The organism is Streptomyces sp. NPDC002057, from assembly GCF_040296665.1.
Taxonomy (GTDB): domain Bacteria; phylum Actinomycetota; class Actinomycetes; order Streptomycetales; family Streptomycetaceae; genus Streptomyces.
This window is the reverse complement of record NZ_JBEOXR010000078.1, coordinates 1-25,097: the sequence shown is the minus strand read 5'-3', so window position 1 is coordinate 25,097 and position 25,097 is coordinate 1. Positions and strand designations below refer to the sequence as shown.

Here is a 25,097-nt window from a genome sequence, read left to right as displayed (position 1 = left end):
TCAGGCGCCGGACCGGTCCTCGTACTCGGGCCGGCGGGAGGCGTCCCCGAGCCGGCCGGTCACCACCAGATCGCCGTCCGGGGTGCGCCGTACGAGGTCGCCGGTGCGGAGATAGCCGTCGGCGGTGAAGGCGCGCGCGTCGTGGTCGGGCGCCCGGTAGTAGCCGCGCGGGGTGTACGGGCCGCGGACGAGGAGTTCGCCGGGTTCTCCATCGGGCACGTCCTCGCCGCCGGCGCCGACGAGGCGGATCTCGTCGTCGGGCGAGAGGGGGCGGCCCTGGGTGGTGAACACGGTCTCGTCCGGGTCACCGGGCCGGGTGAGCGTCAGCAGCCCCTCGGGCGCGCCGTGGACCTGCTGCGGGCGACAGCCCAGTTCGGCGCCGATCCGTTCGGCCGTAGCCCGGGGCACCGGCGCGCCGCCGATCTGGACGAGCCGCAGACTGTCCACGTCGGCCCCGGCCGTGGGCAGGGCGTCGAGCCAGCGCTCGGCGACGGTCGGCGTCACGGAGGTCAAGGTGACCCGCTCGCGGGCGACGGTCCGCAGGCACCCGGCGGGTGACGGGTCCTCGGCCAGGACCACGGTGCCGCCGACGGAGAGGGTGCCGACGATGCCGGGGCAGCCGAGGGCGAGGGGGGACTCGGCGGGCAGCGCGGAGAGGTACACGTCGTCCTGGGTGAGCGACACCAGCTCGGCGGCGGCCCGCACTTGATAGGAGTAGTCGTTGTGGGTGCGCGGAACGAGCCGGGGCGCGGCCGTCGTGCCGCCGGAGAGCAGCAGCAGGGCCACCTGGTCGGCGCTCTGCGCGAGCGTCGGCCCGGGCGGGGAGTCGACGGAGCCCAGCGGGAAGGAGAGGCACCCGGAGGTGTCGGCGGTGAATCCGCCGTACGGGGACGAGGCGCCCGGCTCCTCTAGGGTGAACACCCGCCGCAGGAAAGGCCCTCCGGCGGCGATCCCCCTGGCCATCGCCGCGTGGTCGAAGCCCTTGTGCTCCGACGGGCCGACGTAGCCGACGGCCTGGCTGACCCGCACGACGTGGGAGACCCCGGGCGTGCGGAGCGAGACCGGGCAGAGTACGGGCACCAGGCCGGCCCGCATCAGCGCGAACACGGTGACGACGAACTCGGGGACGTTCGGCAGCTGGACGACGACCCGGTGTCCGGACCGGAGTTCGCGCAGCCGGAATCCCGCCGCCATGCGGTCCACCCGTCGGTTCAGCGCCGCGTACGTGACGCGGGTGTCGCCGTGGACGAGCGCCGTCCGGGGCCCGTGGTCCAGGGCCCAGCCGCGCAGCAGGTTGTCCAGGGTGTTGCCGCGCCAGTGCCCCGCCGCCCAGTAGCGGTCGACGAACTCCTCGGGCCAGGGGGTACAGCCGTCGAGCAGGGATGTCATGTACGTCCTTCCGCACCCGGTCCCGCGCCCGTGCCCGGACCGGCGGTCGCGGAGGGCGCGGTCCTCATCCGGGCAGTCAAATCCGCCGACTCCGCGCCCCGCAAGGCGCCGTCCCGACCAGCGCCGCGCGATCGGGTCGGCGGAACGTCCAAGGGACACGGCTGACCAGGGGAGTCACCGTCACGACGCCGGGGAGGGGCCCCGCTCCGTGAGCGTGATGACCGACCCCGGGCAGACACCGGCGGCGACACGCACCGCCGCCCGCTGCTCCCGCGGCGGCCGGGCGTCGAGCAGTACGACCAGGCCCTCGTCGTCGTCCTGGTCGAAGACGCGCGGGGCGGTCAGGGCGCACATCCCGGCGCCGAGGCACCGGTCGCGGTCGATGCGGACGTCCATGGATCAGCCCTCGTCCCAGGTGACGGGCAGCCGGTGCACGCCGTAGACGTTCATCCGCGTGCGCAGCGGGATCTCCTCGGCCGGCACGGCGAGGCGCAGCGTGGGGAACCGCCTCAGCAGCGCGGGCAGGGCCACCGTCATCTGGACGCGGGCCAGTTGCTGGCCGAGGCACTGGTGGATGCCGTGTCCGAAGCCGAGGTGACCGGTGGCCTTGCGGCGCAGGTCGAGGACGTCGGGGTCGGGGAACCGCTCCGGGTCCCGGTTGGCGGCCTCCAGGGAGAGGGTGACGGTCTCGCCCGCCCTGATCGGATGCCCGTCCAGTTCGACGTCCTCCAGGGCGGACTTCACCACGGTGGGGGCGACGGTCAGGTAGCGCGTCAGCTCCTCGACGGCCTGGGGAGCGAGGTCGGGGTCCGTCCGCAGGGCCTCGGCCTGCTCCGGGTGGGAGAGGAGCGCGAACGTACCGTGGGCGATCATGTTGGTGGTGGTGTCGAGCCCGGCGGCCAGCAGGAAGCCCCCGACGCCGATCAGTTCCTCGTCGGTGAGGTCGGAGTCCCGGGCCAGGTCGCCGAGCAGGTCGTCGGCGGGTGCGGCGCGCTTGGTGGCGACCAACTCGGCCATGTACGACAGGAATGCGGCGAAGGCGGCCTGCTGCACCTCCGGCGTCACGTCCGTGGACATGAGGGTGTGGGCGTGGTCCTGGAAGCGCGCGCGGTCGGCGTAGGGCACACCGAGCAGCTCGCAGATGATCAGGGCGGGGATCGGCCGGGCGAAGGCCTCGACCAGGTCGGCACCGGGGCCGCCGCGCTCCATCGCGTCCAGGTGCTCGGTGGTGGTCTCCGTGACGCGGTCGGAGAGCTGCCGCATCCTGCGGACGGTGAACCTGCCGGTGAGGAGCCGCCGGAAGCGGGTGTGCTCCGGTGCGTCCATCCCGGTCATGTCACCGGCGGGCGCGGGCGGGAGGGGGCCCTCGGGGCCGCCGGGGAAGGGGTAGTGCAGCAGCTCGTACCGCGAGCTGAAGCGGCTGTCCCCCATGATCGCGCGGACCGTGGAGTAGCCGGTGGCCAGGTGGCCGACGTGCCCGTCGGGGTAGGTCATCCGGGCCAGCGGCCGTTCCTCCCGCAGCTCCGCCAGTCCGGAGGGCGGGTCGAAGGGGCAGCCGGCGGCCCGCTCGGTGGGTAACGTGACGGGCTCGCCGGTCCCGGGACGGGGTGACGGGGTGTGCTGCATGGTGTCCTCCGAGGAGAGTGACGTGTCGCGTACGACGACCGTGCCGCCCTCGCAGCCGTCCCGGTCCGCCGAGCGTGGCGCCATCCGTGGCGCCGATGACGTCCCGGAGTGGGGCGGGCTCGGAGCCTGACGCTGCCAGGTACGCATGGCGGACGGGATCGACGCGGGGCGTCGGGTCCATGGGGCCATGGTGGCAGCGTCGTGGCGCCATGGCAAGTGCCCATGGCGCCATGTGGCGCCTTTCGGCCGCCCGGCCGGCGGGGCGGGGATGAGGAGCGGGCCCGGGCGGGAGCGCCGTCGTACGCCCCGGTCGGCCCCCTCCCGTGCCGGCGCCGGGTCGGTGGCGGACCCGTGAACACGGACCGAACTCCTCGCCTCTCCTTCGTCACGTCCCTGTAAGGGAGTTGACTCCGTGTCCAACAGCGGCGAGCGTTCGGTGGGGGCGGAGGTCGGCCCCGTGGCAGTGGGACGGACGGGGGAGTCGGTCATGCTCGCACGAGTGCTGCGCGTACCCGCGCTGCGCGTACCCGCGCTGCGCAAGAGGTTGCTCTGGACACTGCTCGCCGTCGCGCTCTTCCGGCTGGGGCAGACCCTGCCCCTGCCGGGGGTGCGGGTCGGTGCGCCGACGGATGCCGAGGCATCGGCGGGGGATCACGACGGGGGAGGGCAGCGCCTGTACGGGCTCGTCGAGCTGATGACCGGCGACGGACTCGGGCACCTCTCCGTGCTCACGTTCGGGATCGCGCCCTTCTTCGCCGCCCGTCTGGCCATGGGGCTCGTCGGCTCGCTGGTTTCCCGCGTACGGCTCCTCGCCGCGGCCGGCGACGCGGGTGCCGCCGCCGTGGCGCGCCTGACCCGGGCGCTCGCGGTCCTCCTGACCGTGGTGTGCGGCGCGGTGGTGGTGGCCGCGGCGGGGGACGGCGGATGCGTCCCGCTCACCGGCGTCTGCGCCCCCGGGGACCAGGGCCCGCTGTACGACGGCGCGGACGGTCCGCTCGTGGCGGTCGCCCTGGTGGCCTGCATGGCGGCGGGCACGACGGTCGTTCTCCTGCTGAGCGGCCTGATCAGGTCCCGCGGGGTCGGCGACGGGCTTTCGGTGCTCTTCCTGGCCCAACTCGCCGCGGTGGTCCCCGACCAGGTCGCGGGCGCGGCCCGGGAGGTCGGCGGCGGCCGGGGCGCGCTCGTCGTGCTCGTCGTCGTCCTCGCCCTCGTGCTCATGACGGGGGTGGTCGTCACCGTGGTGCAGGGGGAACGGCGCATCCCCCTCCAGCAGGCCAAGCGGATGATCGGCCGCCGCGCCTTGGGACCCACCCCGACGTACGTGCCCGTCAGGGGAGGTCAGGGCGGGTTCGCCGTGATGATCCCGGCGTCGCTCCTGCTCCTCGTCCCCGGGCCGGTGGGGCCCTGGCTCCTGCCCGCGTACGTCCTGGTGGTCTTCGCGCACGCCTGGCTCCGCGCGGGCATCGAACCCGGCGCCGTCGACCTGGCGCAGCGCCTGGAACGGTCGGGCCTGTTCATCCCCGGAGTCCGGATGGGCCGGTCGACCGCCGAGTACATCGGCCACGTCCAGTCGCGGATCGGTCTGCCCGCCGCTCTCTGCATGACGGTCGTCGCCCTGATGCCCGTGGTGGCGCTCACCGCGCTCGACGCGCCCGCCGACCGCTTCGCCCTCAGCGCGACGACCCTGCTGATCGTCGCGAGCACCGCCGTGGGGACCGCGCTCCCGGCCGCGAAGCAGTTGGAGTCCCGGGCCGCGCTGCACACCTACGCGCCGCTCCTCCGCTGACACCCACCGGCCCCGCCCCCGGCGGAGCCGGTCGTACGGACCCCGTGGCCGCTCCTGGCGTCACCACCCCCGCCCCGCCTCGATCAGCAGGTCCCGGACGCGGGTGACGTCGGGGTTGGCGGCGCGCCCCGGGCGCTGCACGAGGTAGGCCGTGTTGATGGGCGGATCGTCCGGGTGGTGGAGGAGGACGAGGGCGCCCGAGGCCAGTTCGGCCTCGCAGAGGTAGCGCGGCAGCACGGTGAATCCCGCGCCGGCGGTGACCGCGGCCAGGACACCGCGCAGGTCGGGGACGGTGACGGCGGCGGGGCAGGACAGCCGGGCGCCGAAGACATGACGCCAGTAGCGGCGGGCTATCGGCAGGTCCTCCGCGTACGTGACCAGGGGCACGGTGTGCAGCGCCGCCGCTCCCTCCCCGGCCAGCCGCTCCGTGACCCTGCCGGCCCAGGACGGGGCGGCGACCAGCACGAACTCCTCGTCCATCAGCGGTACGGCCACCAGGGCGCGCCCGCGCGGCCGGAAGGTCGCGATCGCCATGTCGTGGCGGCCGGCGCGGAGTTCGTCGAGGAGCGGCTCGGTGAGGCCCGGAGTGACACGCAGCCGCACTCCTTCGGCCGCCAGCGGGGCCAGGGCCGGCAGGACGCGGGTGCAGAGAAGTTCGGCGGGGCCCGCCAGGTGCACGGGGGCGGAGCGCTGGTGGGGAGCGGTCTCGTGGCCGGTCGCGGCGGCGAGCGCGTCGAGCGGGGTGGCGACACGGCTCGCGAGGTCGTGGGCGACGGCGGTCGGGGCGACTCCGCGCGGCAGGCGTTCGAAGAGCTCCCGCCCGGTGTGCCGCTCCAGGGCGCGGATCTGGGTGGTCACCGTGGGCTGCGACAGGCCCAGGAGCCCGGCGGCGGCGGTGAACGAACCGGAGCGGTAGACCGCGAGGAAGGTGCGCAGCAGGTTCAGGTCCGCCGGGGGCGCCGCGCCGGGCCGTGCTCCGCCGGGCCGGCCATCAGGATCCGTATGCCTCACGCGGGAAGCCTACTTGTTCCCTATGGCCGACTGGGGCGGAGTCACGTTGGGCCGTACGGGGCGGAGCCGGTCCGGCCGGGGTCGGACCGGGCGGGGTCGGACGAGGGCGGACGACGGCGTACGAGGGCGGACGAGGGCGGACGGGGGCGGCGGACGGGGCCGGGCCGGCCGCGTCGCCGGGTGCCGGGCGCACCGCGGCCTCAGGGTGTGCGGGGCGCCCGGCGGGTGGTGTCGTCAGCCGAGGGTCTTCAGGACCTGGGCGGCGAGCGGGGCGGAGGAGGCGGGGTTCTGGCCGGTGATCAGGTTGCGGTCGACGACCACGTTCGGCACCCACGGCTCGCCGACCTGGACGTCGACGCCGGCCTCGACGAGGCGGCTCTCCAGGAGCCACTTCGCCTTGTCGGCGAAGCCGGACTGGGTCTCCTCCTCGTTGGTGAAGGCGGCGACCCGGTAGCCGGCGAAGGCGTTCTTGCCGTCGGCGTCCGTCGCGGCGAGGAGCGCGGCCGGACCGTGGCAGACCACGGCCAGCGGCTTCCCCGAGTCCAGGGCGTCGACCAGCAGCGCGCCGGACGTCGTGTCCACGGCGAGGTCCTCCATGGGGCCGTGGCCGCCCGGGTAGAACACGGCCGCGTAGTCGGCCAGGTCCACGTCCTCCAGGCGGAGGGGCCGCTGGACCTCGCTCATCGAGGCGAGCGTGGCGGCGACCTTGCCCGCGCCCTCCTGGCCGCCGTTGAACTCGGGGGCGAGGCTGCTCCGGTCGACGGTGGGGACGACACCGCCGGGGGTGGCGACGACGACCTCGTACCCGGCGGCCGTGAACGCCTCGTACGGGGCGGCGGCCTCCTCGGCCCAGAAGCCGGTCGGGTGCTTCGTACCGTCGGCCAGGGTCCAGACGTCGGCGCCGGTCATCACGAAAAGGATCTTGGGCATGTGGGGTCTCCCGGGAGGTACGGGCCAGGGTCCGGCCCGAAAGGCGGTGATCGCGCACCGTGCGCCCCGGTCCGGGACCGCCGGTGCGGCGATGTCCTCGAACGTAGCCCTGTCCGGGAGAGCTTTCCAATGAGGAAACCAATGGGTGCCATGGGAACTCCGATGGGTACGCGGGAATATCCACACGGCCCTGGCCTGCGGAAAGCTCGGGCGGCCGCCGCCTCGGCCCCCTCGTCGCCGTGCCCCGGAAGGTACGCCGACAGGCCGGGGGAGTCACCACGATGGCGGCACGGAGACGGTGGCGCGACGCGGTCCCGGGGCCATGAGGGGCCCGCCGCGGCGGTCGGGGGAGGGCCTCGGCGTCAGGGGGGTGTATGCATGCGGTCCGCGCGCGTCAGGGGGGCGTCAGGAGGGACCGGGGGGCGGTGATCGCCGGGCATAGCGTCGAGGACACACCCCGGCACGACCGTGCCGGGACCCTGCTTCGTTCCTCGGGAGGAACCCATGGCGGACGCCCTGTACGGAGACGACCCGGAACCCGCGGAACCGTTCCCGGCCGGACGCCTCTGCGTCCCCGTCCGGCCGGGCACCTGCGGCTGTGTCACCCGCCTGTTCCGCACGCCGGTCGGCGGCAGGACCGCCGTCGCGTTCACCGACCCGGAGAGGCTGAAGGCCGTCCTGGGGGCGGACCAGCCCTGGATCCGGCTGGCGGAGCCCGCGCTGAGGGCGCTCCTGGAGCCGCTGGACGTCCGGGAGCTGACGATCGACCCGCTCCTCACGGCACCGGCGCCGGCCACCGCCCGGGCGACGGAGCCGCAGCCGGTGCCGCCGGCGCAGCCCCGGCCGGCCCCCCGGCCGCTGCCGCGCGCCCTGACACTCCTCGCGAGCTGAAGGGAGACCCAGAGATGACCACCCATCCCGTGGCAGCCGTCTCCACGGCCCCCGCCCCGGCCCCCACCACCGCCACCGGCGACGCGCTCTCCGTCTGGCCCGCGACCACCACCGAGCAGCCCCACGGCCGGCTCCTCGTCGGCGGGGTGTCCCTCGCCGAGGTCGCCGAGAGCCACGGCACCCCCGTGTACGTCCTGGACGAGGCCGAGGTGCGCGAACGCTGCCGCACCTACCGCAGCGCCTTCCCCGACGCCGAGATCCACTACGCGGCCAAGGCCTTCCTGTGCCGCGCCCTCGCCCACTGGGTCGAGGAGGAGGGACTCGGCCTCGACGTCTGCTCCGCGGGCGAGCTGGAACTCGCCGTCACCACCGGGTTCCCCGCCGGCCGCATCCTGCTCCACGGCAACGCCAAGTCGCCGCAGGACCTGGAGACCGCGCTCCGTCTCGGCGTGGGCCGGATCGTCATCGACACCCCCGCCGAGATCGCCCGGATCGCCGCCGCCGTCGGCCCCGGAGGCCGCCAGAAGGTCATGGTCCGGGTCGTGCCGGGGATCAGCGCGGGCGGCCACCGGAAGATCCGTACCGGCTCTGAGGACCAGCAGTTCGGCCTCTCCCTCAGGGACGGCCACGCCCAGCACGCCATCGCCCGCATCCTCGACCAGCCGTCCCTCGAACTCAGCGGCATCCACTGCCACCTGGGCTCGCAGATCACGGACGTCAAGCCGTACCTGGTGGCCGTACGGCGGATCGTCGGCCTCATGGCCAGGATCCGGGACTCCCACGGGGTCACCCTCCCCGAGCTCGACCTCGGCGGAGGCCACGGCATCGCCTACCGTCCGGGAGAACCCGCCCTCGACCTCACCACGCTCGCCCGCAAGGTCCGCGCCGAACTGGCCGGGAGCTGCGCGGCGGCCGGGCTCCCCGTCCCGCGCCTGATCATCGAACCGGGCCGCGCCGTCACCGGCCCCGCCGGAGTCGCCGTCTACCGGGTCCTCGCCGTGAAGCGCACGCCCACGCGGACCTTCGTGGCGGTGGACGGCGGCATGAGCGACAACCCGCGGCCCGCGCTGTACGGCGTGCGGTACGCCCCGCGCCTGATCGGCCGCGCCTCGTCCGCCGAAGCCGAGCGTGTGACGGTCGTCGGCCGCCACTGCGAGGCCGGTGACGTCCTGGCCGACGACGTGTCGTTGCCCGCCGACACCCACCCCGGCGACCTGCTCGCCGTGCCCGTGGCGGGCGCGTACCACCTGTCGATGGCCTCCACGTACAACCTCGTCGGCCGCCCGCCCCTTGTCGCCGTGCGCGACGGCCGCGCCCGGCTCCTGGTGCGCCGCGAGACACCGGCGGACCTCCGGGTGCGGGACGTCGGCCTGTAGCTCCGCGCGCCCGGAGGGGCGACCGCCGCCGGGCCCCGGAAATCGCCCCCGCCGCGACCGGTGCCGACGGAGCTACTCGCTGGTACGGTCCCTGACCAGCGGGTGCTCCGCTCGGGGCGGCCGGGAGTCGGTGGAGGGGCGGAGCCATGGCGCGAGAAGCGGGCGGGGTAAGGGAACGGGTGCTTCCCGACGTTCTCGCCGAGGCGATACGGGGGACGGCCGAGGACATCGCCGCGGTGCTCCGCACGGCCCCGGCGGCGGCCGGGAGCACGGCCGGGGCCCACGGCGGCGGGCTGCCGGTGCCCCGTTCCACCTGGACCGTCGGGGAGGCCGCGGCCCATCTGGCACAGGCCAACGCGCTGATGGCCGACCTGGCCGCCGGCCACGACCGCCCCTACGGCGACGGCACCCCCGGCAGCCTGGCCGACGCCAACGCGCACGCCCTCGCCGGGTTCGGCGAGCGGGACCCCGGCCCGCTCGCCGAGATGATCACCGCCCAGGCCGCCGCCTTCCTCGTCGCCGTCGAGGAGCGCGACCCGGACGAGCCGCTGACCACCCCGCTCGGCGCCCTGCGCCCGGCCGTCCTCGGCTCCTACCTCCTGACCCACATGCTGGGCCACGGCTACGACCTGGCCCTCGCCCTCGGCCGGCCCCACATGCTGGACGCGCACCGGGTCGGCCTCTCCCTGCCGTTCATGACCGAGGTGATGCCCCGCGTGACCGACCCGGCCGCCGTCGCCGGCCTCACCGCGCGGTTCGCGGTACGGCTCCGCGGCGGCCAGGGCTTCGGCGTCCTCGTCACGGACGGCGCGGTCGAGGTCACCCACGAGCCGCCCGCACGCCCCGACTGCACGATCCTCACCGAGCCGGTGACCTTCCTCCTCCTCGCCCTGGGCCGGATCGACCCCTGGCCCGTGATCGCCCGGGGCAAGGCGCTCGGCTGGGGTCGCAAGCCCTGGCTCGCCCCGCGCTTCCCGCGTCTCTTCCGCGCCCCCTGAGACCCGGCGGGCCTCGCCTCCCCGTCCCCGTGCGCCCCGGCCCCGGCCGATGGATCCTGGAGGTATCGGAAGCGTGCGAGGAGGCGGACCATGACCCGCACCCTGGAATGGACGGTCGGCGTGGAACTGGTCGAGGACGGCGGCCGGACCAAGGCCGAGGCCCGACTGACCACCGGCACCTCGACCCTCACGGGTCACGGCTCGGCCCGCTGCAGCCCGGCCGACGCGGACGTCCCGGCGATCGGCGACGAACTCGCCGCGAGCCGGGCGATGAAGGACCTGGCCGGCAAGCTCATGCGGGAGGCCAACCGGGAGATGGAGGCGGTGGGCGCCGGGACCGTTCCCCAGCACACCGGACCCGGGTACGGCTGGCCGGAGGCGGTCTCCTGACGGGATCACCGCCCCCGGCGGCGCCCGGCGGTGCACCGCTCGCCGCCGGGCGGCGCCGAGCGACGCCCTGACGGCGCCGCACACCCGTCGGTACACCCGTCGGTACACCCGTCGGCCCGGCCGAGCGAGCCGTCACACCCCGCACCGCCGCTCTTCATCGACGGCCGGGCGGGGGGCGAGGCCCCCGCAGCCCTACCCGCGGACCACGTCCTCGTCCTCGGCCTCCCCCTGGCCCTCTCCGCCCGCTTCGGCCCGGCCCTCCTCGTACGTCAGCCGGTCCGTCACCTCGACGACGCCGTCCACCGTCTCGCACAGCCGGACGATGATCGGGCCGAGCCCCGGGCGGTCGAGCGTGCCGCTCAGCGTGACGCGGCCCTCGTCGACGTCGATGTGCACGGCGGAGGGGGAGAGGCGCAGGATGCGGACGACGACGTCCTCGCGGATCTCCTCCTGGATCGACCGGTCGCGCCGCAGGAACAGCTGGAGCAGATCGCTCCGGCTCAGCACCCCGATCAGCCGGCCGTCCGTGTCCACCACCGGCAGCCGCTTCACCCGGTGCCGCTCCATCAGGCGGGCCGCCTCGACCGCGGTCCAGGAGGGCCGTGCGGTGACGACCGGGCTGGACATCATCGCCTCCGCCGAACTCGGCCCGTCCTTGGCCGTGTGCCGCCGCAGCAGGTCGGCCTCGGAGACGACGCCCACCGGCCGGTTCTCCTCGTCGACGACGGGGACGGCGGTGATGCCGTACTCGTCGAGCAGCCTGGCGATCTCCTTGAAGGACGTCCCCGGCTGCACCGCCACCGCGGTCGGCGTCATCAGGTCGGCGACACTGCGGTGCCTCATCGTCCGTTCCGTCCCTTCTGGGTTCCGGCTCCCATGATCTCGCACCGGGGGCCGGAGTGGGACGACGGGGCGCCCCGGCGGCGGGGCCGGGCGGATCGTCCGGCGATCCACCCGGCCCCGCCGCCGTCCGCGACGGTCAGGCTCTGTGCACCGCGACCTCGTAGAGCGAGTAGCCCCACTTGGTCGCCCGCCGCTCGCCGTGGACGCGCAGGTACCGGGCGGGCGTCGACGCGAACTCCGCCGTGTCGTACCCGCCGTCCCCGGCGTCCGTGGACCACACCGTCCGCCAGTCCGTGCCGTTCTCCGACACGTCGATCCGGTACTGGCGCGCGTACGCGCGCTCCCAGTCGAGGGTGACCCTGCCCACCCGGCGCACGGCGCCGAGGTCCACGCCCATCCACTGGTCGTCCGACCAGTCACTCGCCCAGCGCGTGCCGACGTCGCCGTCGACGGCGCGGCCCGGTGCGTAGCTCGTGAAGGGGTTCCACTCCGAAGAACTGGCCGAAGTGGCGGCCCCGGCCGCGAGGTTGACGCCGGGCTCGTGGTTCTCGGTCGCCTTCCAGGTGCCCAGGTACGACTCGGCGCCGCCGGCCAGCTCGTTCACGACCGACGGACCGCCGCCGGTGAGCCGTACCTGCTCGATCCAGTCGGGGACCATGCCGTTGTGCGCGGCCCCGTCGGTGTTCAGGTCCCAGGTCCGCTGACCCGTCACCTGACGGTCGATCACCGAGCCGCCGTCGAAGCTGCGGAAGGGGTACTTCACGGAGTTCGGCGCTCCCGTTCCGACCGGCCCCGGCCAGCCGCCGACGCCGTTCATGTCGGTGCCGTAGCCGAGACCGACCTTGTACTTGGCGCGCAGCGCGGCCTTCTGGCCCGCCTCGCCGACGAAGCCCTCCGCGCCGTGCATGTACTGGGCGACGAAACCGCCGAGGCGGTAGAGCCGCTCGGTCCAGTCGAGGTCCATCCAGCTGTGGCTGGAGAGGACGCCCGGGTACTCCTCGGACTCCAGGATGTCGAGCGCCCGCCCGGCGGCCTTGACGCTCATGTGGTCGAGTTCCAGCATCATGCCGCGGTCCATCATCCCCCGCAGGGCGTACTCCCCGAGCCGGCTCAGACCGCGGGTGTTGCACTTCGCGTCGGAGGCGTACGAGGGTGCGCTCACCCCCGCCGGCAGCTTGGCCGCCATCGCCGGTGCGGCCGTGAGTCCGATGGGGTTGTCGTGCTGCGGGCCCGTGCACTTCTCCGTCGCCCAGAAGGTGCCCGTCGACAGGAACTGGCCGATGTTGACCGCCGCGCCGATCGTCCCGGAGTCGAAGCGGACGCCGCAGAGCGCGTTGTCGAACTTGTGGCAGAGGAACATGCTCCGCACCCCGAGCCCGTACAGCTCGTCCAGGCCCCGGTCGATGTCCTCCTTGCCGCACTGGGCGATGTCGAGGATCTGCTTGCAGCCGAACGGCTCCGAGGTCTCCACACCGAGGACGACCGCGAGCTTGCCCTGCTCGACCACCGAGCGGGCCTGCGCGGCGGAGGTGACGATGCGGAACCAGCCCTTCCCGGGGCCGCCGTACATCCCGTCGACGTACTCCTGGAGTTCGTAGGTCTTCCTGGCCTGGAGACGGATCGAGGTCATCTCGTCGCAGCTGCGGTCCCGGGGCAGGATCGAGCAGATGAGGCCGTTCGTCACCAGGTCGTTGACGAGGACCCGCTGCCCGCCGCGCCAGGCGCGCTCCACCCAGGCGTAGTAGTTCTGCTGGTGGGTCAGGGAGTTGTGGGCCGGCCAGTCCTTGAACGTCGGCCAGCCGACCGGGTCGTGCGTGCCGTTCGCGCCGCCGGTGAGGTTCTCGAACAGCGCGCCGGAGCCGTCCGGGTAGTGCTCCGGACAGTCCTTGAGCGCCTCGGCGGCGCCCGCGGGGGAGAACGTCTGGCCGCAGATGAGCCGGCCGCCGAAGCCCTCGTTGGACATCAGGTGGTTGTGCGCGTCGACGAAGCCGCGCACCTTGCCCTGCGCGTCCGTTCCCGTGAACGGCGCGCCCGTCACGTTGATCTGTGAGTCGGCCGCCGGGCGGGAGGTGGGCTCCCACCACGAACCGCCGGCTGCCGCCGCTGCGGGGACGGGACCGGAGCCGAAGAGGACGGCGGCCAGGGCGAGGAACAGCGCCAGGAGGGCGGATCTGCCGCCGGTCCCGCGCGAGAGGGGTCGAGTCATGGTCAGCGAGTCCTCCGGTCGGTGGGGGTGTACCGGGCGCCCCGAGGATCGCGGTGTTGACGGAGTGAGTCAATAGTCCGGGACGGATGACCTGTTGACGGGGGCGAGAGCCCCGGCGGAAGAGTCGCCCCCGTTCGCGCGCATGCCCCGATCCGTCGTCATCCCTCGATGAGCAGCACCAGTTGATCGGCCGTCAGGTCCAGCTGCGTCGCAGCCGTCTTCTCGTCACCGAGGACCAGGAACTGCAGGGTGAGACCGTCGATCACCGCCGCCAGGTACCGGGCGATCGTCTCCACCGGCACCCTCGGCTCGAACCCGCGCAGCGCGCGGACCTGCTCGACCAGGGCGCCCGCCGACACCACGTACTGCTCGTACTGCGCGCGGGCCAGGTGCTCGAACCCCGGCTCCCGCAGGGCGTACTGGGTGAGGTCGTACGTCAGCATGTGCTCACCCGGATGAGCCGTGACGTGGTCCCAGTACGTCTGCAGCGCGCCCCGCACGGTCTCGCGCAGGGTGGCACCCGGCTCCACCGCCGACATCACCCGCGCCACGTAGTTGCCGGTGATCGCCTCGATCGCGGCTTCCAGGAGGGCCTGCTTGGACTCGAAGCAGTAGTGGAACACGCTCAGCGAGACCCCCGCCTCGGCGCAGATCGAGCGTGTCGTGGTCCGGGCGACACCGTCCCTGGTCATCGCCCTGATCGCCGCGTCGACCAGCTGCCTGCGTCGTTCGGCCGACGGCATCCGCCCCATGGTTCCTCCTCGGGTCCGGCGCCAGGGTAACCGCAGCCCGTGGCGGCGGAGCCGCCTAGGAAACGGCCCCGGCCCCGCCCGTCGGCCAGGCACCGCGCTCCGCGAGCCGCAGGACGAGGGCCGCGATGTTCCAGGCGTCGTCCTCGCCCCGGTGGTGACGCCCTTCCAGCGGCAGCTCCGCGACCTCCAGGGCGCGCGCCATGCCGGGACGCCTGGGCAGGCCGTACGACTCGGTGAAGACGGCCTTGGCGTTGGTGTGGTGCCGGCCGAAGGGGTACGGGGTACCGGTGACCCGGCACTGGTGGGTGAACTGGTTGCGGTCGTAGTCGCCCCAGCTCGCCCAGGGGCGCGCGCCGGCCTCGTGGGCGGTCGCGAGGAGCCGGCAGGCGGCGGCGAAGTCCAGGCCGGTGTCCACCTCTTCCTGGGTGAGACCGGTCAGTTCGGTGCAGAACGCGCTGACCCGCGAACGCGCCGGGCGGACCAGGACGCGGTGCCGGGAGACCCGCTCACCCGCTTCCAGATCGACCACGGTCAGCCCGATCTCGATGATCTCGCTGACCGCGCCGGGCGGCCGCACGCCGTCCCAGCAGGTCGCCTCGACGTCGACGATGTTGATCAAACCCCCGTGATGCATGCCGGGAGCCTACGAGGGAGACCCCGTGCCCGGCATCCGGATTTACGGGAGGGCCTGGTCCCGCTCCGGGGCCAGGACGTCGCGGAGCGCCGCCACGGCGTGGGCCCGGTGCTCGTCGAGCCAGTGGACGGTGGCGTCCTCGTCGCCGTGGCGCACGGCCGAGATGACGGCGCGGTGCTCGCGCACGGCCTGCTTCCGGTGGCTGCCCTCGGTGTAGTACAGCGAGCGGTACGCGTCGGTCGAGTCCCACAGGGTCGCGATGAGGCGGACCAGACGCGGCATGCCCGACGCCTCGACGAGGGTGAAGTGGAAGAGCCGGTTCGCGGCGGCCATCGCCGGCACGTCGCCCAGGTCGGCGGCCCGCTCCACCTCGCGCTGGATGCGTTCCAGCGTGGCCACCGTGCCGTCCGGCATGCGCCGGACGGCCATCCGGACGGCCTCCGTCTCCAGCAGCTCACGGATCCGGTAGATCTCCTCCAGGTCCGCGAGCGACAGCTCCGCGACGAAGTAGCCCCGGTGTATGTGATGGACGACCAGACCCTCGGCCTCCAGGGCCTTCAGGGCCTCGCGCAGCGGCACCCGGCTCACCTCGAACCGCGCCGCGAGGGCGTCCTGGCGGATCTGCCCACCGGGCCTGAGCTCCCCGCTGGTGATGGCGCGCCGCAGTTCCTCCAGGACGAACTGCTGTGCGGTCTGCGGCCGCCGCCTCTGCACCGCGCTGCTCATCGCCTGTGACCTTCCGTTCCCTCGCGTTGCCCACCGGCGCGTCGCCGCACCCGGTGCCGACCATCTTCCTACGCGCGCGGGGCTACCCGCTCCGCGCGGGGGCCGCGTCCGCGCCGCCCCCGGCCGCGAGCACGTCCTCCGTGTGCTCGCCCAGGCGCGGGGGAGCGGCGCGGTAGGTGGGCGGGGTGGCGCCGAGCCGGATCGGGTGGGCGACCTGGCCGGGGCCGGCCGCGGACTCCGGGACCCGCGGCGCGAGCCCCAGCCGGTCGGCGAGGTCGAAGGAGGCGGCCAGGTCGTTGATCGGCCCGCACGGAACGCCGGCCCCGGTCAGCTCCTCGAACCAGCTGTCGGCGGTACGGGTGGAGAGCGGCCCGGCGAGGGCCGCGACCAGCTCCTCCCGGTGGGCGACCCGGGCCGTGTTGGTCGCGAAACGGGTGTCGGAGGCGAGCCCGGGAAGACCGAGCCGCGCGCACAGGACCCGGAACTGCCGGTCGTTGCCGACGGCGAGGACCAGCGGCCTGTCCCGCGCCTGGAACACCTCGTACGGGGCGATGCTCGGGTGGCGGTTGCCCATCGCGCGCGGCACGACGCCGGCCCCGAGGTGGGCGGACGCCTGGTTGGTGAGCGCCGAGAGGAGCGAGGAGAGCAGGGAGACCTCGACCCGCTGGCCCTCTCCGGTCCGTTCCCGGTGCCGGAGGGCGGCGAGGACGCCGAGGCCCGCGTGGAGCCCGGTGACGACGTCGACCAGGGCGACCCCGGCCTTCGTCCCGGGACCGTCAGGTTCGCCGGTGACGCTCATCAGACCGCCCATGGCCTGGACGAGCAGGTCGTAGCCCGGCAGCCGGGCGCCCTCACCGGTCCCGAAACCGGTCACCGAGCAGTAGACGAGCCCCGGGTTGGCCGCCCGGACCTCCTCGTACCCGAGGCCGAGCCGCTCCATGGTGCCGGGGCGGAAGTTCTCCACGAGGACGTCCGCCCCGTCCACGATCGCCCGCGCCGCCGCGAGATCCCCCGGATCCGTGAGGTCGAGCGCGACGGAGCGCTTGTTCCGGTTCACCCCGAGGAAGTAGGTGGCCTCGCCGTCGGCGAACGGCGGTCCCCACGCGCGCGTGTCGTCGCCCGAACCCGGCCGCTCGATCTTGATCACGTCCGCGCCCAGATCGGCGAGGAGCATCGTCATGTACGGCCCGGCGAGGACCCGGCCGAAGTCGGCGACGACGATCCCGGACAGGGCGCCCGCCGTGTGCGTCCCCGGCTGAGCTGCGCGCATTCCGCTCTCCCCTCACTGGCGATCGGGTTCGGTCGCACCGTACGGTTCGGGTATCGGATTTTCAATACTGGATCCAATATCCGATCTGACGCTACGCTTCGGCTCGCCGAGTCGCCACAGCCGCCAGGAGGCCGTCCGTGAAGTCGCCGCAGTCGCCGTCGTCGCAGTCCAGCTCCGCACCCGTCCACCCCTTCGACCTGCTCGCCGTCGACGGGCTGCTGACCGACGAGGAGCGCGAGATCCGCCGCACCGTGCGCGCCGTCGCCGACCGCGAGCTGCGCCCGCACGTCGCGGGCTGGTTCGAGAAGGGCGAGATCCCGGCCCGCGAACTCGCCCGCACGCTCGGCGGCATCGGCGTGCTCGGCATGCACCTGGAGGGCTACGGCTGCGCCGGGACCAACTCGGTCGCGTACGGCCTCGCCTGTCTGGAGCTGGAGGCCGTCGACTCGGGCCTGCGCTCCCTCGTCTCCGTCCAGGGCTCCCTCGCCATGTACGCGATCTGGAAGTACGGCTCCGAGGAGCAGAAGCAGCGCTGGCTGCCGAAGATGGCGGCGGGCGAGTACATCGGCTGCTTCGGCCTCACCGAGCCCGACGCCGGCTCGGACCCGGGCGCCATGCGGACCAACGCCAAGCGCGACGGCTCGGACTGGGTCCTCAACGGCACCAAGATGTGGATCACCAACGGTTCCGTGGCCGACGTCGCCGTCGTCTGGGCCCGTACCGAGGACGGCGTCCGCGGCTTCCTGGTCCCGGCCGGCACTCCCGGCTTCAGCGCCCCGGAGATCAAGCAGAAGCTCTCGCTGCGGGCCAGCGTCACCAGCGAACTCGTCCTGGAGGACGTGCGCCTGCCGGCCGACGCGATGCTGCCGGAGGCCCGGGGCCTCTCCGGCCCGCTCGGCTGCCTCAACGAGGCCCGCTTCGGCATCGTCTTCGGCGCGCTCGGCGCCGCCCGCGACTGCCTGGAGACGGCCATCTCGTACGCCCGGGACCGGATCGTCTTCGCCCGCTCGCTCGCCTCCTACCAGCTGACCCAGCAGAAGCTCGCCGACATGGCCGTCGAACTCGGCAAGGGCATGCTGCTCGCCCTCCACCTGGGGCGGCTCAAGGACGCGGGCGCGCTCACCGCCGAGCAGGTCAGCGTGGGCAAGCTGAACAACGTGCGCGAGGCCATCGCCATCGCCCGCGAGTGCCGCACGATCCTGGGCGCCAACGGCATCACCCTGGAGTACCCCGTGCTGCGCCACGCCAACAACCTGGAGTCGGTGCTCACCTACGAGGGCACGAGCGAGGTCCACTCCCTGGTCATCGGCAAGGCGCTCACGGGCGAACAGGCCTTCCGCTGAGAGCGGGCGGGCAGCGGCGGCCCCGCCGGACCTGAGGGCCCGAGGGACCGCCGAGGGCCTCCCGCCGGGCCCGGGGCCCGCGGCGGCCTCAGCCCGCCGTCACCCGGCCCACGAAGGCGCCCAGGTTGCCCGTCAGACGGGCGACCTGCTCGTCGAGGGTGAGGGACTCCTCGTGGCGCCGGCCGCGCAGCTTCGGCTCCCGCTTGCCCCGGACGTACAGGGAGCAGGCCAGGTCGGCGCAGAGGTAGATCCCGACCGTGTTGCCCTCACGGCCGCGGCTCCCGGCGAGCGGGGCCACGAGGAGGGTGACGCCGGAGGAGGCGTGCCCGGTCAGGCAGACCTGGCACATGCTCGACTTCATGGCGCTGGTCCGGCCGGCGGCCGGGACCCGAAGGGTCACGCCGACCGGCCCGTCCGCACCGGGGACGACCAGATGCGCGCGCAGCGGCGCGCCCGGGTCGACCCAGCCGAGGAAGTCCAGGTCATCCCAGGGGAGTTCGGCGAAGTCGAGCGGCAGCTTCAGACGTGCCGCCTCGCCCTTGGTGCAGTTCACGAAGGACGAGCGGATCTGTTTGTCGGTCAATGGTTCCACTCGGTGGACCGTACACGGACCCCGGCCGGCGGGCATCCGAATATGGAGGGGTGGCGGGGCGGGCGGGCCCGTATCCGCCCCTCAGGCCACCCAGTCCGGCAGCGCCGGATGGCCGAAGCCGCCCGGCGCCCCGTCGAGGGCCGCCGCGAGCCGCTCCGCCGCCGGCTCGTACACGTCCTCCGGCAGCGTGTACGGGAGCCGCAGCCGGTGCTCGTGCGTGCCGGGATCCACCCCGAACCGTGCCCCGCCCTCCACCCGCACCCCGTGCCGCAGGGCGCGGGCCGCGAGGGAGGAGGCGACCGGGCGGCCCAGGTCGACCCACAGGCACATCCCGCCGGGCGGCACCGTCCACCGCCACTCCGGCACGTGCCGGGCCAGGGCCGCGGCCAGCGCGTCCCGGCGCAGCCGCAGCTCCTCGACGCGGCGCGGCAGGATCACGTCGAGCCGGTCCATCAGGGCGACGGCGACCAGCTGGTCCAGTACGGAACCGGACAGATCGGCAGTGATCCGCACCCGGGCCAGCTCGGTCACGACCCGGGACGCGGCCCGCACCCAGCCGACCCGCAGCCCGCCCCAGCAGCTCTTGCTCAGCGAGCCGACGGAGACGATCTGCTCGCCGTCGCCCCCGGCGGCCGTCGCCGCGAAGGGCGGCGGGGCGGGCACGTCCAGGGCGATGTCGGTCAGCGTCTCGTCCACCACCAGCCAGGTCCCGGTGGCCCGCGCGGACCGGGCGAGGTCCCGCCGCTGCTCCTGCGGCATCAGCTGCCCGGTCGGGTTGTGGAAGTCCGGGATCAGATAGGCCAGACGGGGCGCGGTCTGCCGGAGCGCCGCGTCGACGAGCCCGGTGTCCCACCCGCTCTCCGTGACCGGCACCGGGGTGACCCGGAGCATGCGGCCCCGCATCGCGTCGAGGGCGTTGGTGTACGAGGGGTTCTCGGCGAGCACCCGGTCGCCGGGCCGGCCGAGCAGCGCGAGCACCAGGGAGAGCGCCTGCTGCGCGCCCGTGGTGACGAGGATCTGCTCCGGGAGGGTCGGCAGGCCCCGTGCCGTGTAGCGCGCGGCGACGGCGGCGCGCAGCGCGGGCAGCCCGTACGGGTGGTAGCCCTGCGTGCCGGTGTAGCGGGGGAGTTCGGTCGAGGCGACGGCGAGCGCGGCGGAGAGCTCCTCGGCCGGGGCGTGCGGCGCCGCGAGGGCGAGGTCGACGGTCGCTCCGGTGTCGTCGTGGAAGGCGCCGAGGGAGGTCGGGGCCTGACCGTCGGGGAGCGCGGTCCAGGTGCCCGCGCCGCGTCGGCTGTGGGCGTAGCCGCTCTCCCGGAGCAGGTCGTACGCCCCGGTCACCGTCGTCCGGCTCACCGCGAGCACCGTGGCGAGTTCCCGTTCGGCGGGCAGCCGCAGCCGCAGGGCCACCCGCCCGTCGAGGAGCGCCTCCCGGACGGCCCGCGCGAGCTCCCGGTAGCCGAACCGGCCCTCGGGGGGCGGGGTGAGGAGCGAGGCGAGCTGGCGGCCCGTCAGGGTCCGGTCCGCTGCATGGACGATGCGTGCCACTGCCATGCCAATCACTCCTCATTGGCTCTGCTGCCCGGGCCAATCAGAGTACAGACTCCGGTCAAGTGGCCTGGTGGCCACCCTCCCCGAGGGAAAGGAGACGACCGATGTCCGGACACTTCACCGACCGCGACGAGCGGATGTGGCAGCTGCGAGCGGAGGAGCGGGCGGCCCGGCCCCCGCGGGTCGCGGCCCTGCTGCGCGCCCTCCGCGCCACAGTGGGACGGGCGCCCGCGCCGACGCCGTTCCCGGGCGCGGCCCGTGTCCCGCGCCGGAACGCCCGTACCCCCGTGCCCGGTCGGAGGGGACCGGTCGGGCACGGGGGTACGGGCGGCCGCGAGGGCCTGGATCAGGCGACGGGCTGAGGGGCGGGGGCGGCGGGCCGGGACCACGGTGCCGCTGCCGGACCCGGGGCCGGGGCCGAGGCGGAGTCCGACCCGGGGGCCGACCCGGGGGCCGACCCGGGTGCGGATCCGGGGGCGGATTCGGGGGCCGAACCGTCGGCCGGCCCGCTGACGGTCGAACCCGCCGAATCGTTCGTGACGGGCGCGGACTGCGACTCCGGCGGCTCGGCGGGCGAGGAGTCGGGGGAGTCGGGGGACGTGTCCGGCGAGACCGTGTCGGGCGAGACCGTGTCGGCCGACGGGGTCGTGTCGGAGGGGGGCTTCGAAGGGGAGGACGTCGACTCCGAGGGCGGCGGGGACGTGGAGGCCGAGGTGGACGGGGACGCCGACGTCGGCGCCGAGGTCGACGGCGACACGGTGGGCGGCGGGGGAGGCGGCGGGGTCGGCTTGTCCTTGCCGCCCGTGTCGCCGTGCGTCCGCCCGAACCAGCTGTCGTTCTCGGGGTCGTACACCACGAAGACGTTCACGACCGTCACCGAGGGCGCCACCACGACGACCTGCTCGGAGCTGTACCCCTGCCACGGCGTGCCCGTCGTCCGAGGGGACTTCTGCGCCACCGGATCGGTCAGCGGGTTGCCGCACGCGCAGCGCACCCTGGGTACGCCCCGGCCGTCCACCAGGACGGCGGTCCCGGACTGCAGCACCGCCTGGTAGGTGGTGGCGGCACCGTTCCGGAAGCCGTGGTTCGTCACCCGGGTGTCGGCACGCAGCTGAAGCGGGGTCAGGGAGCGCAGATAGCCCGGCACCTCGTCGGCGGAGATGCCCAGGACCGAGGCGAAGGCCGCGTTCTTCGTGGGTTCGCCGGAGAGATAGCGCACCTGCTGCTCGACGTCGCAGCTGGCCACCGACTGCGTGCCGCCGTAGAGACCGGGCGTCGAGCCCGACACCTCGGGCGTCGCCGAGCCGGTACGGGGTGGCAGCGAGGCCGGTGAGGCCGAGGGCGCGTCGGTGCGCGCCGTCGACGGGGTGAACGGGTCGGGGCCGGTCGCGGCCGCGTTCTGGAGGAAGACCTCGCCGCCACCGGATCCGGCGGTGTCGCCGTTCCCGTCGGGGCGGTTGGTGAGGACGACGGCCAGGGCGGCGGCCGCCACCAGTACGGCGGTGACGGAGGCGACCTTGGGGACGGAGCGCCACCAGGGGCCCTTGCCGGGGCCGTTGCCGGGAGCGCCCGATCCGCCGCCACCGGCTCCGCCGTTCCCCGGCCCACCGCCGGAGTCACCGCCACCGGAGCCGCCCGACGAACCGCCGCCGCCCGAACCGCCCCCCGTACCGTCGTGGGGTGGTCCGGGGGGCGTGGGCGGACCGCCGACTCCCGGGCGTGTGCTCGGACCCGAGAGCGGGCCGGAGGGGGGACCTGCGGGAGGAATCGACGGCGGGCCGGACGGCGGGTGGGAAGTCACGTTTTTCCCTTTCTTCCGTTCCGGGCCCATTGTGTGCGCCGAACGGTGCCGGTCCGCAAGCGGAGGCACACGGAGGGGCGTCCCCCGGACGAGCCGCACGGAGGCCGTCCCGCAAGCGGCCGACCGTCTCCGGTACTAGCGTGGTCAGCGTGAGCAGTCGGCTCCCCACCCCCACACGGCCCGCGGCGACCCCCACCGGGCTCCTCGCCCGCATCGGCCTCCAGTCCCTGGCGGCGGTGGTCGCCGGGTTCGTCGCGATGGGCGTCACGGCCGGCCTCGGCCTCTGGGCCGCGGGCGCCGGCGACCTGCCCGGTGGCTTCGCCGCCGTCCTCGCCGCCGTCGTCGTCATGGCCGCGGGCGGCACGATCGAACTCTCCGGCGACGCCGGGGCCCTCGCCGGAACCCAGGCCGAACTGACCGCCATGCCCCTCACCGTCACCCTGGTGGGCGCACTGGTCACCGGCTATCTCTTCCTGCGGCCCCTGCGCCACCACGCCGTGACCGGAGCCCGCGAACTCCTGCTGCGCGCCGCGACCACCGTCGTCCTGTGGCTGGTGGCCCTCGCGGGCCTCTCGGCGCTCGCCCGGCACGACTTCCGCATCTCCATCGGCGGCGGGGAGCAGACGGGATCCATCGAGGACCTCTTCGGCGAGCTCCTCGACGCCGTGAACCCCACCGTCGGCTTCCGCACCGACGTCGGGCCCACCCTCTTCTACGGGCTCCTGTGGATCCTCGGCGTGCTCGTGGTCGCCCTCCTCGTCTCCCGCAGGACCCCGCTGCCGTCCCGGCTCGTCCGCTACCAGGAACCCGTCAGGCCCGCCGCGTACGCCATGCTGCTCCTGCTCCTGGCCTACGTGGCCGTGGGCCTCGTCATCGGCGTGGTCGTCGCCGCGACCAAGGGCCACCCCGCCGAGACCTTCGCCGTCCTCCTGCTCGGCCTGCCCAACGTCACCTGGCTCGCCCTCGGCGTGGGCATCGGCGGCTCCTGGGAGGGCAGGGTCGACGGTCCCTTCGGGCTGCCCATGCCGCAGGTCCTCGACGCCGTCCTGCGCCAGGGCGGCGGAGACGGCGACAGCACGGACCTCTCGACCATCGACCTGAACTCGCTCGCGGCGCAGGACGGACGGGCGTGGTGGCTGCTGCCGATCGCCGCCGTCCTGGTCCTCGCCGTGGCCTTCGTCGCGGCGGTCCGCTCCCCGGCCCGGGTGCGGCTCTGGCAGCACTCCCTGCACCTCGGCGTCGCGTTCGCGCTGACCATGCTGGTCGCGGCGCCGCTGACCCTGGTCGAGGCCCGCCTCGGCCTCTCGGTCCTCGGCATCGGCGAACTCGACTCCCTCGGCGGCGAGGTGGTGCTGAGGCCCCACGTCTGGAAGACGGCCGGCTTCGCCCTGCTCTGGGGCCTGGTCCTCGGCTTCCTCGGCGGTCTGCTCGCCGCCCGGGTGCACCGCAGGGGCGAGGTCGACGAACCGAAGCCGAAGCCGAAGCCCGACGTCTGAGGGACGGCGGCTCCGTCAGAACAGGCCCTTGACGAGGTCGACGAGCCAGTGGAACGTGACCACCACCAGGATCCCGAGTCCGATCAGGACCACGTAACCCCAGAAGCAGCCACTGCCCTCGGCGCCGACGTGGTGTTCCTCCCGGCCGCCCAGCTCTCCGTCGAACAGGTCCATGTCCCATCCCCCCTCTCCCGCCCCCAGGCGGGTCCCCCGTGCGGGCCCCCCGGCCCTGCCTCGACGTACTCTCGCACGCCCGGTCCGGCACCGGAGTGGGGTCCCGTACTCAGCGACGGGGACGACGTACTCAGAGACGGGGCGGGAACGCCCGGTTCCCCCTGCGTCTTCGGGAACGGCAACTCCCGGAACTGCGTCTTCGCGGACGGCAACTCCCGGAACTGCAACTCCCCGAACTACAGCTCCCGGAACACGGCCCTCGCCCACGCCGGCGGGTCACGCGGCGGGCCGAGCGGCTCCGGCCCCCTCGCGACGAGTGGCCCGCCGCCCTCGCCGCCGGTGGTCAGGGCGGCGCGCAGCTGGGCGACGAACTCCAGACACGTCCCGTACCGCTCCTCCGGCGTCTTGGCCAGCGCCCGCGTGAACACCGCGTCCGCCGCCTCGGGCAGCCCCGGCCGCACCTCCGAGAGCGGCGGCGGCGGATCGTACTGCTGTGCCCAGAGCACCGCCCAGTCCGTGTCACGGCGGAACGGCGGGGCCCCCACCAGGGTCTCGAACACCACGCAGGCCAGGCTGTACACGTCGCAGCGGCCGTCCACCGGCTTCCCCGAGATCTGCTCGGGCGCCACGTAGTCCAGCGTGCCGACGAACTCGCCCACCGTGGTGAAGCCGGTCAGCGACAGCGACTTCTTCGTCAGCCCGAAGTCCGTGAGGTACACGTGCTCCGGGTGGTCGCGGTCGGTGCCCTCGGCGACCAGGATGTTGCCGGGCTTCACGTCCCGGTGGACCAGGTCGTGCGCGTGCGCCGCGTCCAGGGCCGAGGCCACCTGTACGGCGATCCGCCCCGCCTTCACGGGCGGCAGCGGGCCCTCGCGGGAGAGCAGGGCCGCCAGGTCCTGGCCCGCCACGTACCGCATGGCGATGTACAGCACCCCTTCCGTCTCGCCCGCGTCGAAGACCGGCACGATGTGGGGATGGTCGATCGAGGCCGCGACCCGCGACTCGTGCGCGAAGCGCTTGCGGAAGGTGTCGTTGCGGGCCAGCTCGGGGGCGAGGAGCTTGAGCGCCACCGTCCGGTCGAGCCGCAGGTCCCTCGCCCGGTACACGACCGCCATCCCGCCGCGCCCGATCTCGCGCTCGACGCGGTAGCCCGCGATCTCCTTGCCGAGGAGCCCCGAGGGACGGCCGGCGGGCAGGTCCGGGTCCTCGTGCGCACCGCCGGCCATCAGCTCTCACCGGTCGTTCCGGGCGGCCGCCGCACGACCGGACGGTGGCGCTCAAGCTCCTCGCCCCCGAGCTGGCCCGCAACGACACC

At 74.2% G+C, this 25,097-nt stretch carries 24 protein-coding genes; 8 read left to right on the top strand and 16 right to left on the bottom strand.

All coding sequences use genetic code 11. The features are described from left to right. From ABT129_RS35650 to ABT129_RS35640, 3 genes are all read right to left on the bottom strand, one after another. Positions 1-1,389 (bottom strand): (2,3-dihydroxybenzoyl)adenylate synthase, encoded by a 1,389-nt coding sequence (locus ABT129_RS35650; RefSeq protein ID WP_351909993.1) that lies wholly within the window; start codon positions 1,387-1,389, stop codon positions 1-3. Between the two features lie 180 nt (positions 1,390-1,569). Further along, positions 1,570-1,785, bottom strand: coding sequence for a ferredoxin (locus ABT129_RS35645; RefSeq protein ID WP_351909991.1), 216 nt, complete (start codon positions 1,783-1,785; stop codon positions 1,570-1,572). A 3-nt stretch (positions 1,786-1,788) separates the two neighbouring features. Continuing rightward, the gene (locus ABT129_RS35640; RefSeq protein ID WP_351910007.1) at positions 1,789-3,015 is read right to left on the bottom strand and encodes a cytochrome P450; all 1,227 of its coding nucleotides are present in this window, start codon (positions 3,013-3,015) and stop codon (positions 1,789-1,791) included. A 487-nt stretch (positions 3,016-3,502) separates the two neighbouring features. Here ABT129_RS35640 and ABT129_RS35635 point away from each other — a divergent pair, with 487 nt between their 5' ends. Further along, positions 3,503-4,801, top strand: coding sequence for a preprotein translocase subunit SecY (locus ABT129_RS35635; protein WP_351909989.1), 1,299 nt, complete (start codon positions 3,503-3,505; stop codon positions 4,799-4,801). 60 nt (positions 4,802-4,861) lie between these two features. Here the strand turns inward: ABT129_RS35635 and ABT129_RS35630 are convergent, their stop codons facing one another. Both ABT129_RS35630 and ABT129_RS35625 read right to left on the bottom strand, forming a co-directional pair. Continuing rightward, positions 4,862-5,812, bottom strand: a complete 951-nt coding sequence (locus tag ABT129_RS35630) for a LysR family transcriptional regulator (RefSeq protein WP_351909987.1) — start codon at positions 5,810-5,812, stop codon at positions 4,862-4,864. A 234-nt stretch (positions 5,813-6,046) separates the two neighbouring features. Beyond that, the gene (locus ABT129_RS35625) at positions 6,047-6,742 is read right to left on the bottom strand and encodes a type 1 glutamine amidotransferase domain-containing protein (RefSeq protein WP_351909985.1); all 696 of its coding nucleotides are present in this window, start codon (positions 6,740-6,742) and stop codon (positions 6,047-6,049) included. A 504-nt stretch (positions 6,743-7,246) separates the two neighbouring features. Here ABT129_RS35625 and ABT129_RS35620 point away from each other — a divergent pair. From ABT129_RS35620 to ABT129_RS35605, 4 genes are all read left to right on the top strand, one after another. Then, positions 7,247-7,633, top strand: coding sequence for an SAV_915 family protein (locus tag ABT129_RS35620; protein WP_351909984.1), 387 nt, complete (start codon positions 7,247-7,249; stop codon positions 7,631-7,633). Between the two features lie 14 nt (positions 7,634-7,647). Further along, complete coding sequence (gene lysA / locus ABT129_RS35615) at positions 7,648-9,009, top strand: diaminopimelate decarboxylase (protein ID WP_351909982.1); 1,362 nt, start codon at positions 7,648-7,650, stop codon at positions 9,007-9,009. Positions 9,010-9,155: 146 nt separating this feature from the next. Continuing rightward, positions 9,156-10,007, top strand: coding sequence for a maleylpyruvate isomerase family mycothiol-dependent enzyme (locus tag ABT129_RS35610; protein ID WP_351909980.1), 852 nt, complete (start codon positions 9,156-9,158; stop codon positions 10,005-10,007). A 90-nt stretch (positions 10,008-10,097) separates the two neighbouring features. Then, positions 10,098-10,397 (top strand): dsRBD fold-containing protein, encoded by a 300-nt coding sequence (locus ABT129_RS35605; RefSeq protein ID WP_351909978.1) that lies wholly within the window; start codon positions 10,098-10,100, stop codon positions 10,395-10,397. A gap of 192 nt (positions 10,398-10,589) precedes the next feature. On the opposite strand, the gene ABT129_RS35600 is transcribed toward ABT129_RS35605, so the two are convergent. The 6 genes from ABT129_RS35600 to ABT129_RS35575 form a co-directional block, all read right to left on the bottom strand. Then, the gene (locus ABT129_RS35600; RefSeq protein WP_351909976.1) at positions 10,590-11,240 is read right to left on the bottom strand and encodes a CBS domain-containing protein; all 651 of its coding nucleotides are present in this window, start codon (positions 11,238-11,240) and stop codon (positions 10,590-10,592) included. Positions 11,241-11,376: 136 nt separating this feature from the next. Continuing rightward, positions 11,377-13,446, bottom strand: coding sequence for a galactose-binding domain-containing protein (locus ABT129_RS35595; protein ID WP_351909974.1), 2,070 nt, complete (start codon positions 13,444-13,446; stop codon positions 11,377-11,379). Between the two features lie 158 nt (positions 13,447-13,604). Further along, complete coding sequence (locus ABT129_RS35590; protein ID WP_351909972.1) at positions 13,605-14,198, bottom strand: TetR/AcrR family transcriptional regulator; 594 nt, start codon at positions 14,196-14,198, stop codon at positions 13,605-13,607. A gap of 55 nt (positions 14,199-14,253) precedes the next feature. Next, positions 14,254-14,832: a 3'-5' exonuclease gene (locus ABT129_RS35585; RefSeq protein ID WP_351909970.1), complete on the bottom strand. Its 579-nt coding sequence runs from the start codon at positions 14,830-14,832 to the stop codon at positions 14,254-14,256. Between the two features lie 42 nt (positions 14,833-14,874). After that, positions 14,875-15,558: a GntR family transcriptional regulator gene (locus ABT129_RS35580; protein WP_351909968.1), complete on the bottom strand. Its 684-nt coding sequence runs from the start codon at positions 15,556-15,558 to the stop codon at positions 14,875-14,877. 82 nt (positions 15,559-15,640) lie between these two features. Next, positions 15,641-16,828 (bottom strand): CaiB/BaiF CoA transferase family protein, encoded by a 1,188-nt coding sequence (locus ABT129_RS35575; protein ID WP_351909966.1) that lies wholly within the window; start codon positions 16,826-16,828, stop codon positions 15,641-15,643. 137 nt (positions 16,829-16,965) lie between these two features. On the opposite strand from ABT129_RS35575, the gene ABT129_RS35570 reads away from it, so the two are divergent. Beyond that, a complete protein-coding gene (locus tag ABT129_RS35570) occupies positions 16,966-18,171 on the top strand; it encodes an acyl-CoA dehydrogenase family protein (RefSeq protein ID WP_351909965.1) in 1,206 nt (401 codons plus the stop codon). 88 nt (positions 18,172-18,259) lie between these two features. Here the strand turns inward: ABT129_RS35570 and ABT129_RS35565 are convergent, their stop codons facing one another. Beyond that, the gene (locus tag ABT129_RS35565; RefSeq protein ID WP_351909964.1) at positions 18,260-18,763 is read right to left on the bottom strand and encodes an FBP domain-containing protein; all 504 of its coding nucleotides are present in this window, start codon (positions 18,761-18,763) and stop codon (positions 18,260-18,262) included. An 81-nt stretch (positions 18,764-18,844) separates the two neighbouring features. After that, positions 18,845-20,314 carry a MocR-like transcription factor YczR gene (gene yczR / locus ABT129_RS35560; RefSeq protein ID WP_351909962.1) on the bottom strand — a complete coding sequence of 490 codons (1,470 nt, stop codon included), beginning with the start codon at positions 20,312-20,314 and terminating at the stop codon, positions 18,845-18,847. A 101-nt stretch (positions 20,315-20,415) separates the two neighbouring features. Here yczR and ABT129_RS35555 point away from each other — a divergent pair, with 101 nt between their 5' ends. Continuing rightward, a complete protein-coding gene (locus ABT129_RS35555; RefSeq protein ID WP_351909960.1) occupies positions 20,416-20,673 on the top strand; it encodes a hypothetical protein in 258 nt (85 codons plus the stop codon). Here the strand turns inward: ABT129_RS35555 and ABT129_RS35550 are convergent. Continuing rightward, positions 20,658-22,112, bottom strand: coding sequence for a DUF6777 domain-containing protein (locus ABT129_RS35550; protein ID WP_351909958.1), 1,455 nt, complete (start codon positions 22,110-22,112; stop codon positions 20,658-20,660). The two genes, ABT129_RS35555 and ABT129_RS35550, sit on opposite strands and share 16 nt — an antisense overlap. A gap of 140 nt (positions 22,113-22,252) precedes the next feature. Here ABT129_RS35550 and ABT129_RS35545 point away from each other — a divergent pair, with 140 nt between their 5' ends. After that, positions 22,253-23,608 carry a streptophobe family protein gene (locus tag ABT129_RS35545; RefSeq protein WP_351909956.1) on the top strand — a complete coding sequence of 452 codons (1,356 nt, stop codon included), beginning with the start codon at positions 22,253-22,255 and terminating at the stop codon, positions 23,606-23,608. 15 nt (positions 23,609-23,623) lie between these two features. Here ABT129_RS35545 and ABT129_RS35540 read toward each other — a convergent pair whose 3' ends face one another. Next, positions 23,624-23,782 (bottom strand): hypothetical protein, encoded by a 159-nt coding sequence (locus ABT129_RS35540; protein WP_351909954.1) that lies wholly within the window; start codon positions 23,780-23,782, stop codon positions 23,624-23,626. Positions 23,783-24,018: 236 nt separating this feature from the next. After that, complete coding sequence (locus tag ABT129_RS35535; protein ID WP_351909952.1) at positions 24,019-25,008, bottom strand: serine/threonine-protein kinase; 990 nt, start codon at positions 25,006-25,008, stop codon at positions 24,019-24,021. Positions 25,009-25,097: the final 89 nt, after the last annotated feature.

What these genes read in the sequence shown, in the direction of transcription:
- ABT129_RS35650 (WP_351909993.1), bottom strand. Translation starts at nt 1,389, where the DNA reads ATGACATCCCTGCTCGACGGCTGTACCCCCTGGCCCGAGGAGTTCGTC.
- ABT129_RS35645 (WP_351909991.1), bottom strand. Translation starts at nt 1,785, where the DNA reads ATGGACGTCCGCATCGACCGCGACCGGTGCCTCGGCGCCGGGATGTGC.
- ABT129_RS35640 (WP_351910007.1), bottom strand. Translation starts at nt 3,015, where the DNA reads ATGCAGCACACCCCGTCACCCCGTCCCGGGACCGGCGAGCCCGTCACG.
- ABT129_RS35635 (WP_351909989.1), top strand. Translation starts at nt 3,503, where the DNA reads ATGCTCGCACGAGTGCTGCGCGTACCCGCGCTGCGCGTACCCGCGCTG.
- ABT129_RS35625 (WP_351909985.1), bottom strand. Translation starts at nt 6,742, where the DNA reads ATGCCCAAGATCCTTTTCGTGATGACCGGCGCCGACGTCTGGACCCTG.
- ABT129_RS35620 (WP_351909984.1), top strand. Translation starts at nt 7,247, where the DNA reads ATGGCGGACGCCCTGTACGGAGACGACCCGGAACCCGCGGAACCGTTC.
- lysA (WP_351909982.1), top strand. Translation starts at nt 7,648, where the DNA reads ATGACCACCCATCCCGTGGCAGCCGTCTCCACGGCCCCCGCCCCGGCC.
- ABT129_RS35610 (WP_351909980.1), top strand. Translation starts at nt 9,156, where the DNA reads ATGGCGCGAGAAGCGGGCGGGGTAAGGGAACGGGTGCTTCCCGACGTT.
- ABT129_RS35605 (WP_351909978.1), top strand. Translation starts at nt 10,098, where the DNA reads ATGACCCGCACCCTGGAATGGACGGTCGGCGTGGAACTGGTCGAGGAC.
- ABT129_RS35600 (WP_351909976.1), bottom strand. Translation starts at nt 11,240, where the DNA reads ATGAGGCACCGCAGTGTCGCCGACCTGATGACGCCGACCGCGGTGGCG.
- ABT129_RS35595 (WP_351909974.1), bottom strand. Translation starts at nt 13,446, where the DNA reads ATGACTCGACCCCTCTCGCGCGGGACCGGCGGCAGATCCGCCCTCCTG.
- ABT129_RS35590 (WP_351909972.1), bottom strand. Translation starts at nt 14,198, where the DNA reads ATGGGGCGGATGCCGTCGGCCGAACGACGCAGGCAGCTGGTCGACGCG.
- ABT129_RS35585 (WP_351909970.1), bottom strand. Translation starts at nt 14,832, where the DNA reads ATGCATCACGGGGGTTTGATCAACATCGTCGACGTCGAGGCGACCTGC.
- ABT129_RS35580 (WP_351909968.1), bottom strand. Translation starts at nt 15,558, where the DNA reads ATGAGCAGCGCGGTGCAGAGGCGGCGGCCGCAGACCGCACAGCAGTTC.
- ABT129_RS35575 (WP_351909966.1), bottom strand. Translation starts at nt 16,828, where the DNA reads ATGCGCGCAGCTCAGCCGGGGACGCACACGGCGGGCGCCCTGTCCGGG.
- yczR (WP_351909962.1), bottom strand. Translation starts at nt 20,314, where the DNA reads ATGGCAGTGGCACGCATCGTCCATGCAGCGGACCGGACCCTGACGGGC.
- ABT129_RS35555 (WP_351909960.1), top strand. Translation starts at nt 20,416, where the DNA reads ATGTCCGGACACTTCACCGACCGCGACGAGCGGATGTGGCAGCTGCGA.
- ABT129_RS35540 (WP_351909954.1), bottom strand. Translation starts at nt 23,782, where the DNA reads ATGGACCTGTTCGACGGAGAGCTGGGCGGCCGGGAGGAACACCACGTC.
- ABT129_RS35535 (WP_351909952.1), bottom strand. Translation starts at nt 25,008, where the DNA reads ATGGCCGGCGGTGCGCACGAGGACCCGGACCTGCCCGCCGGCCGTCCC.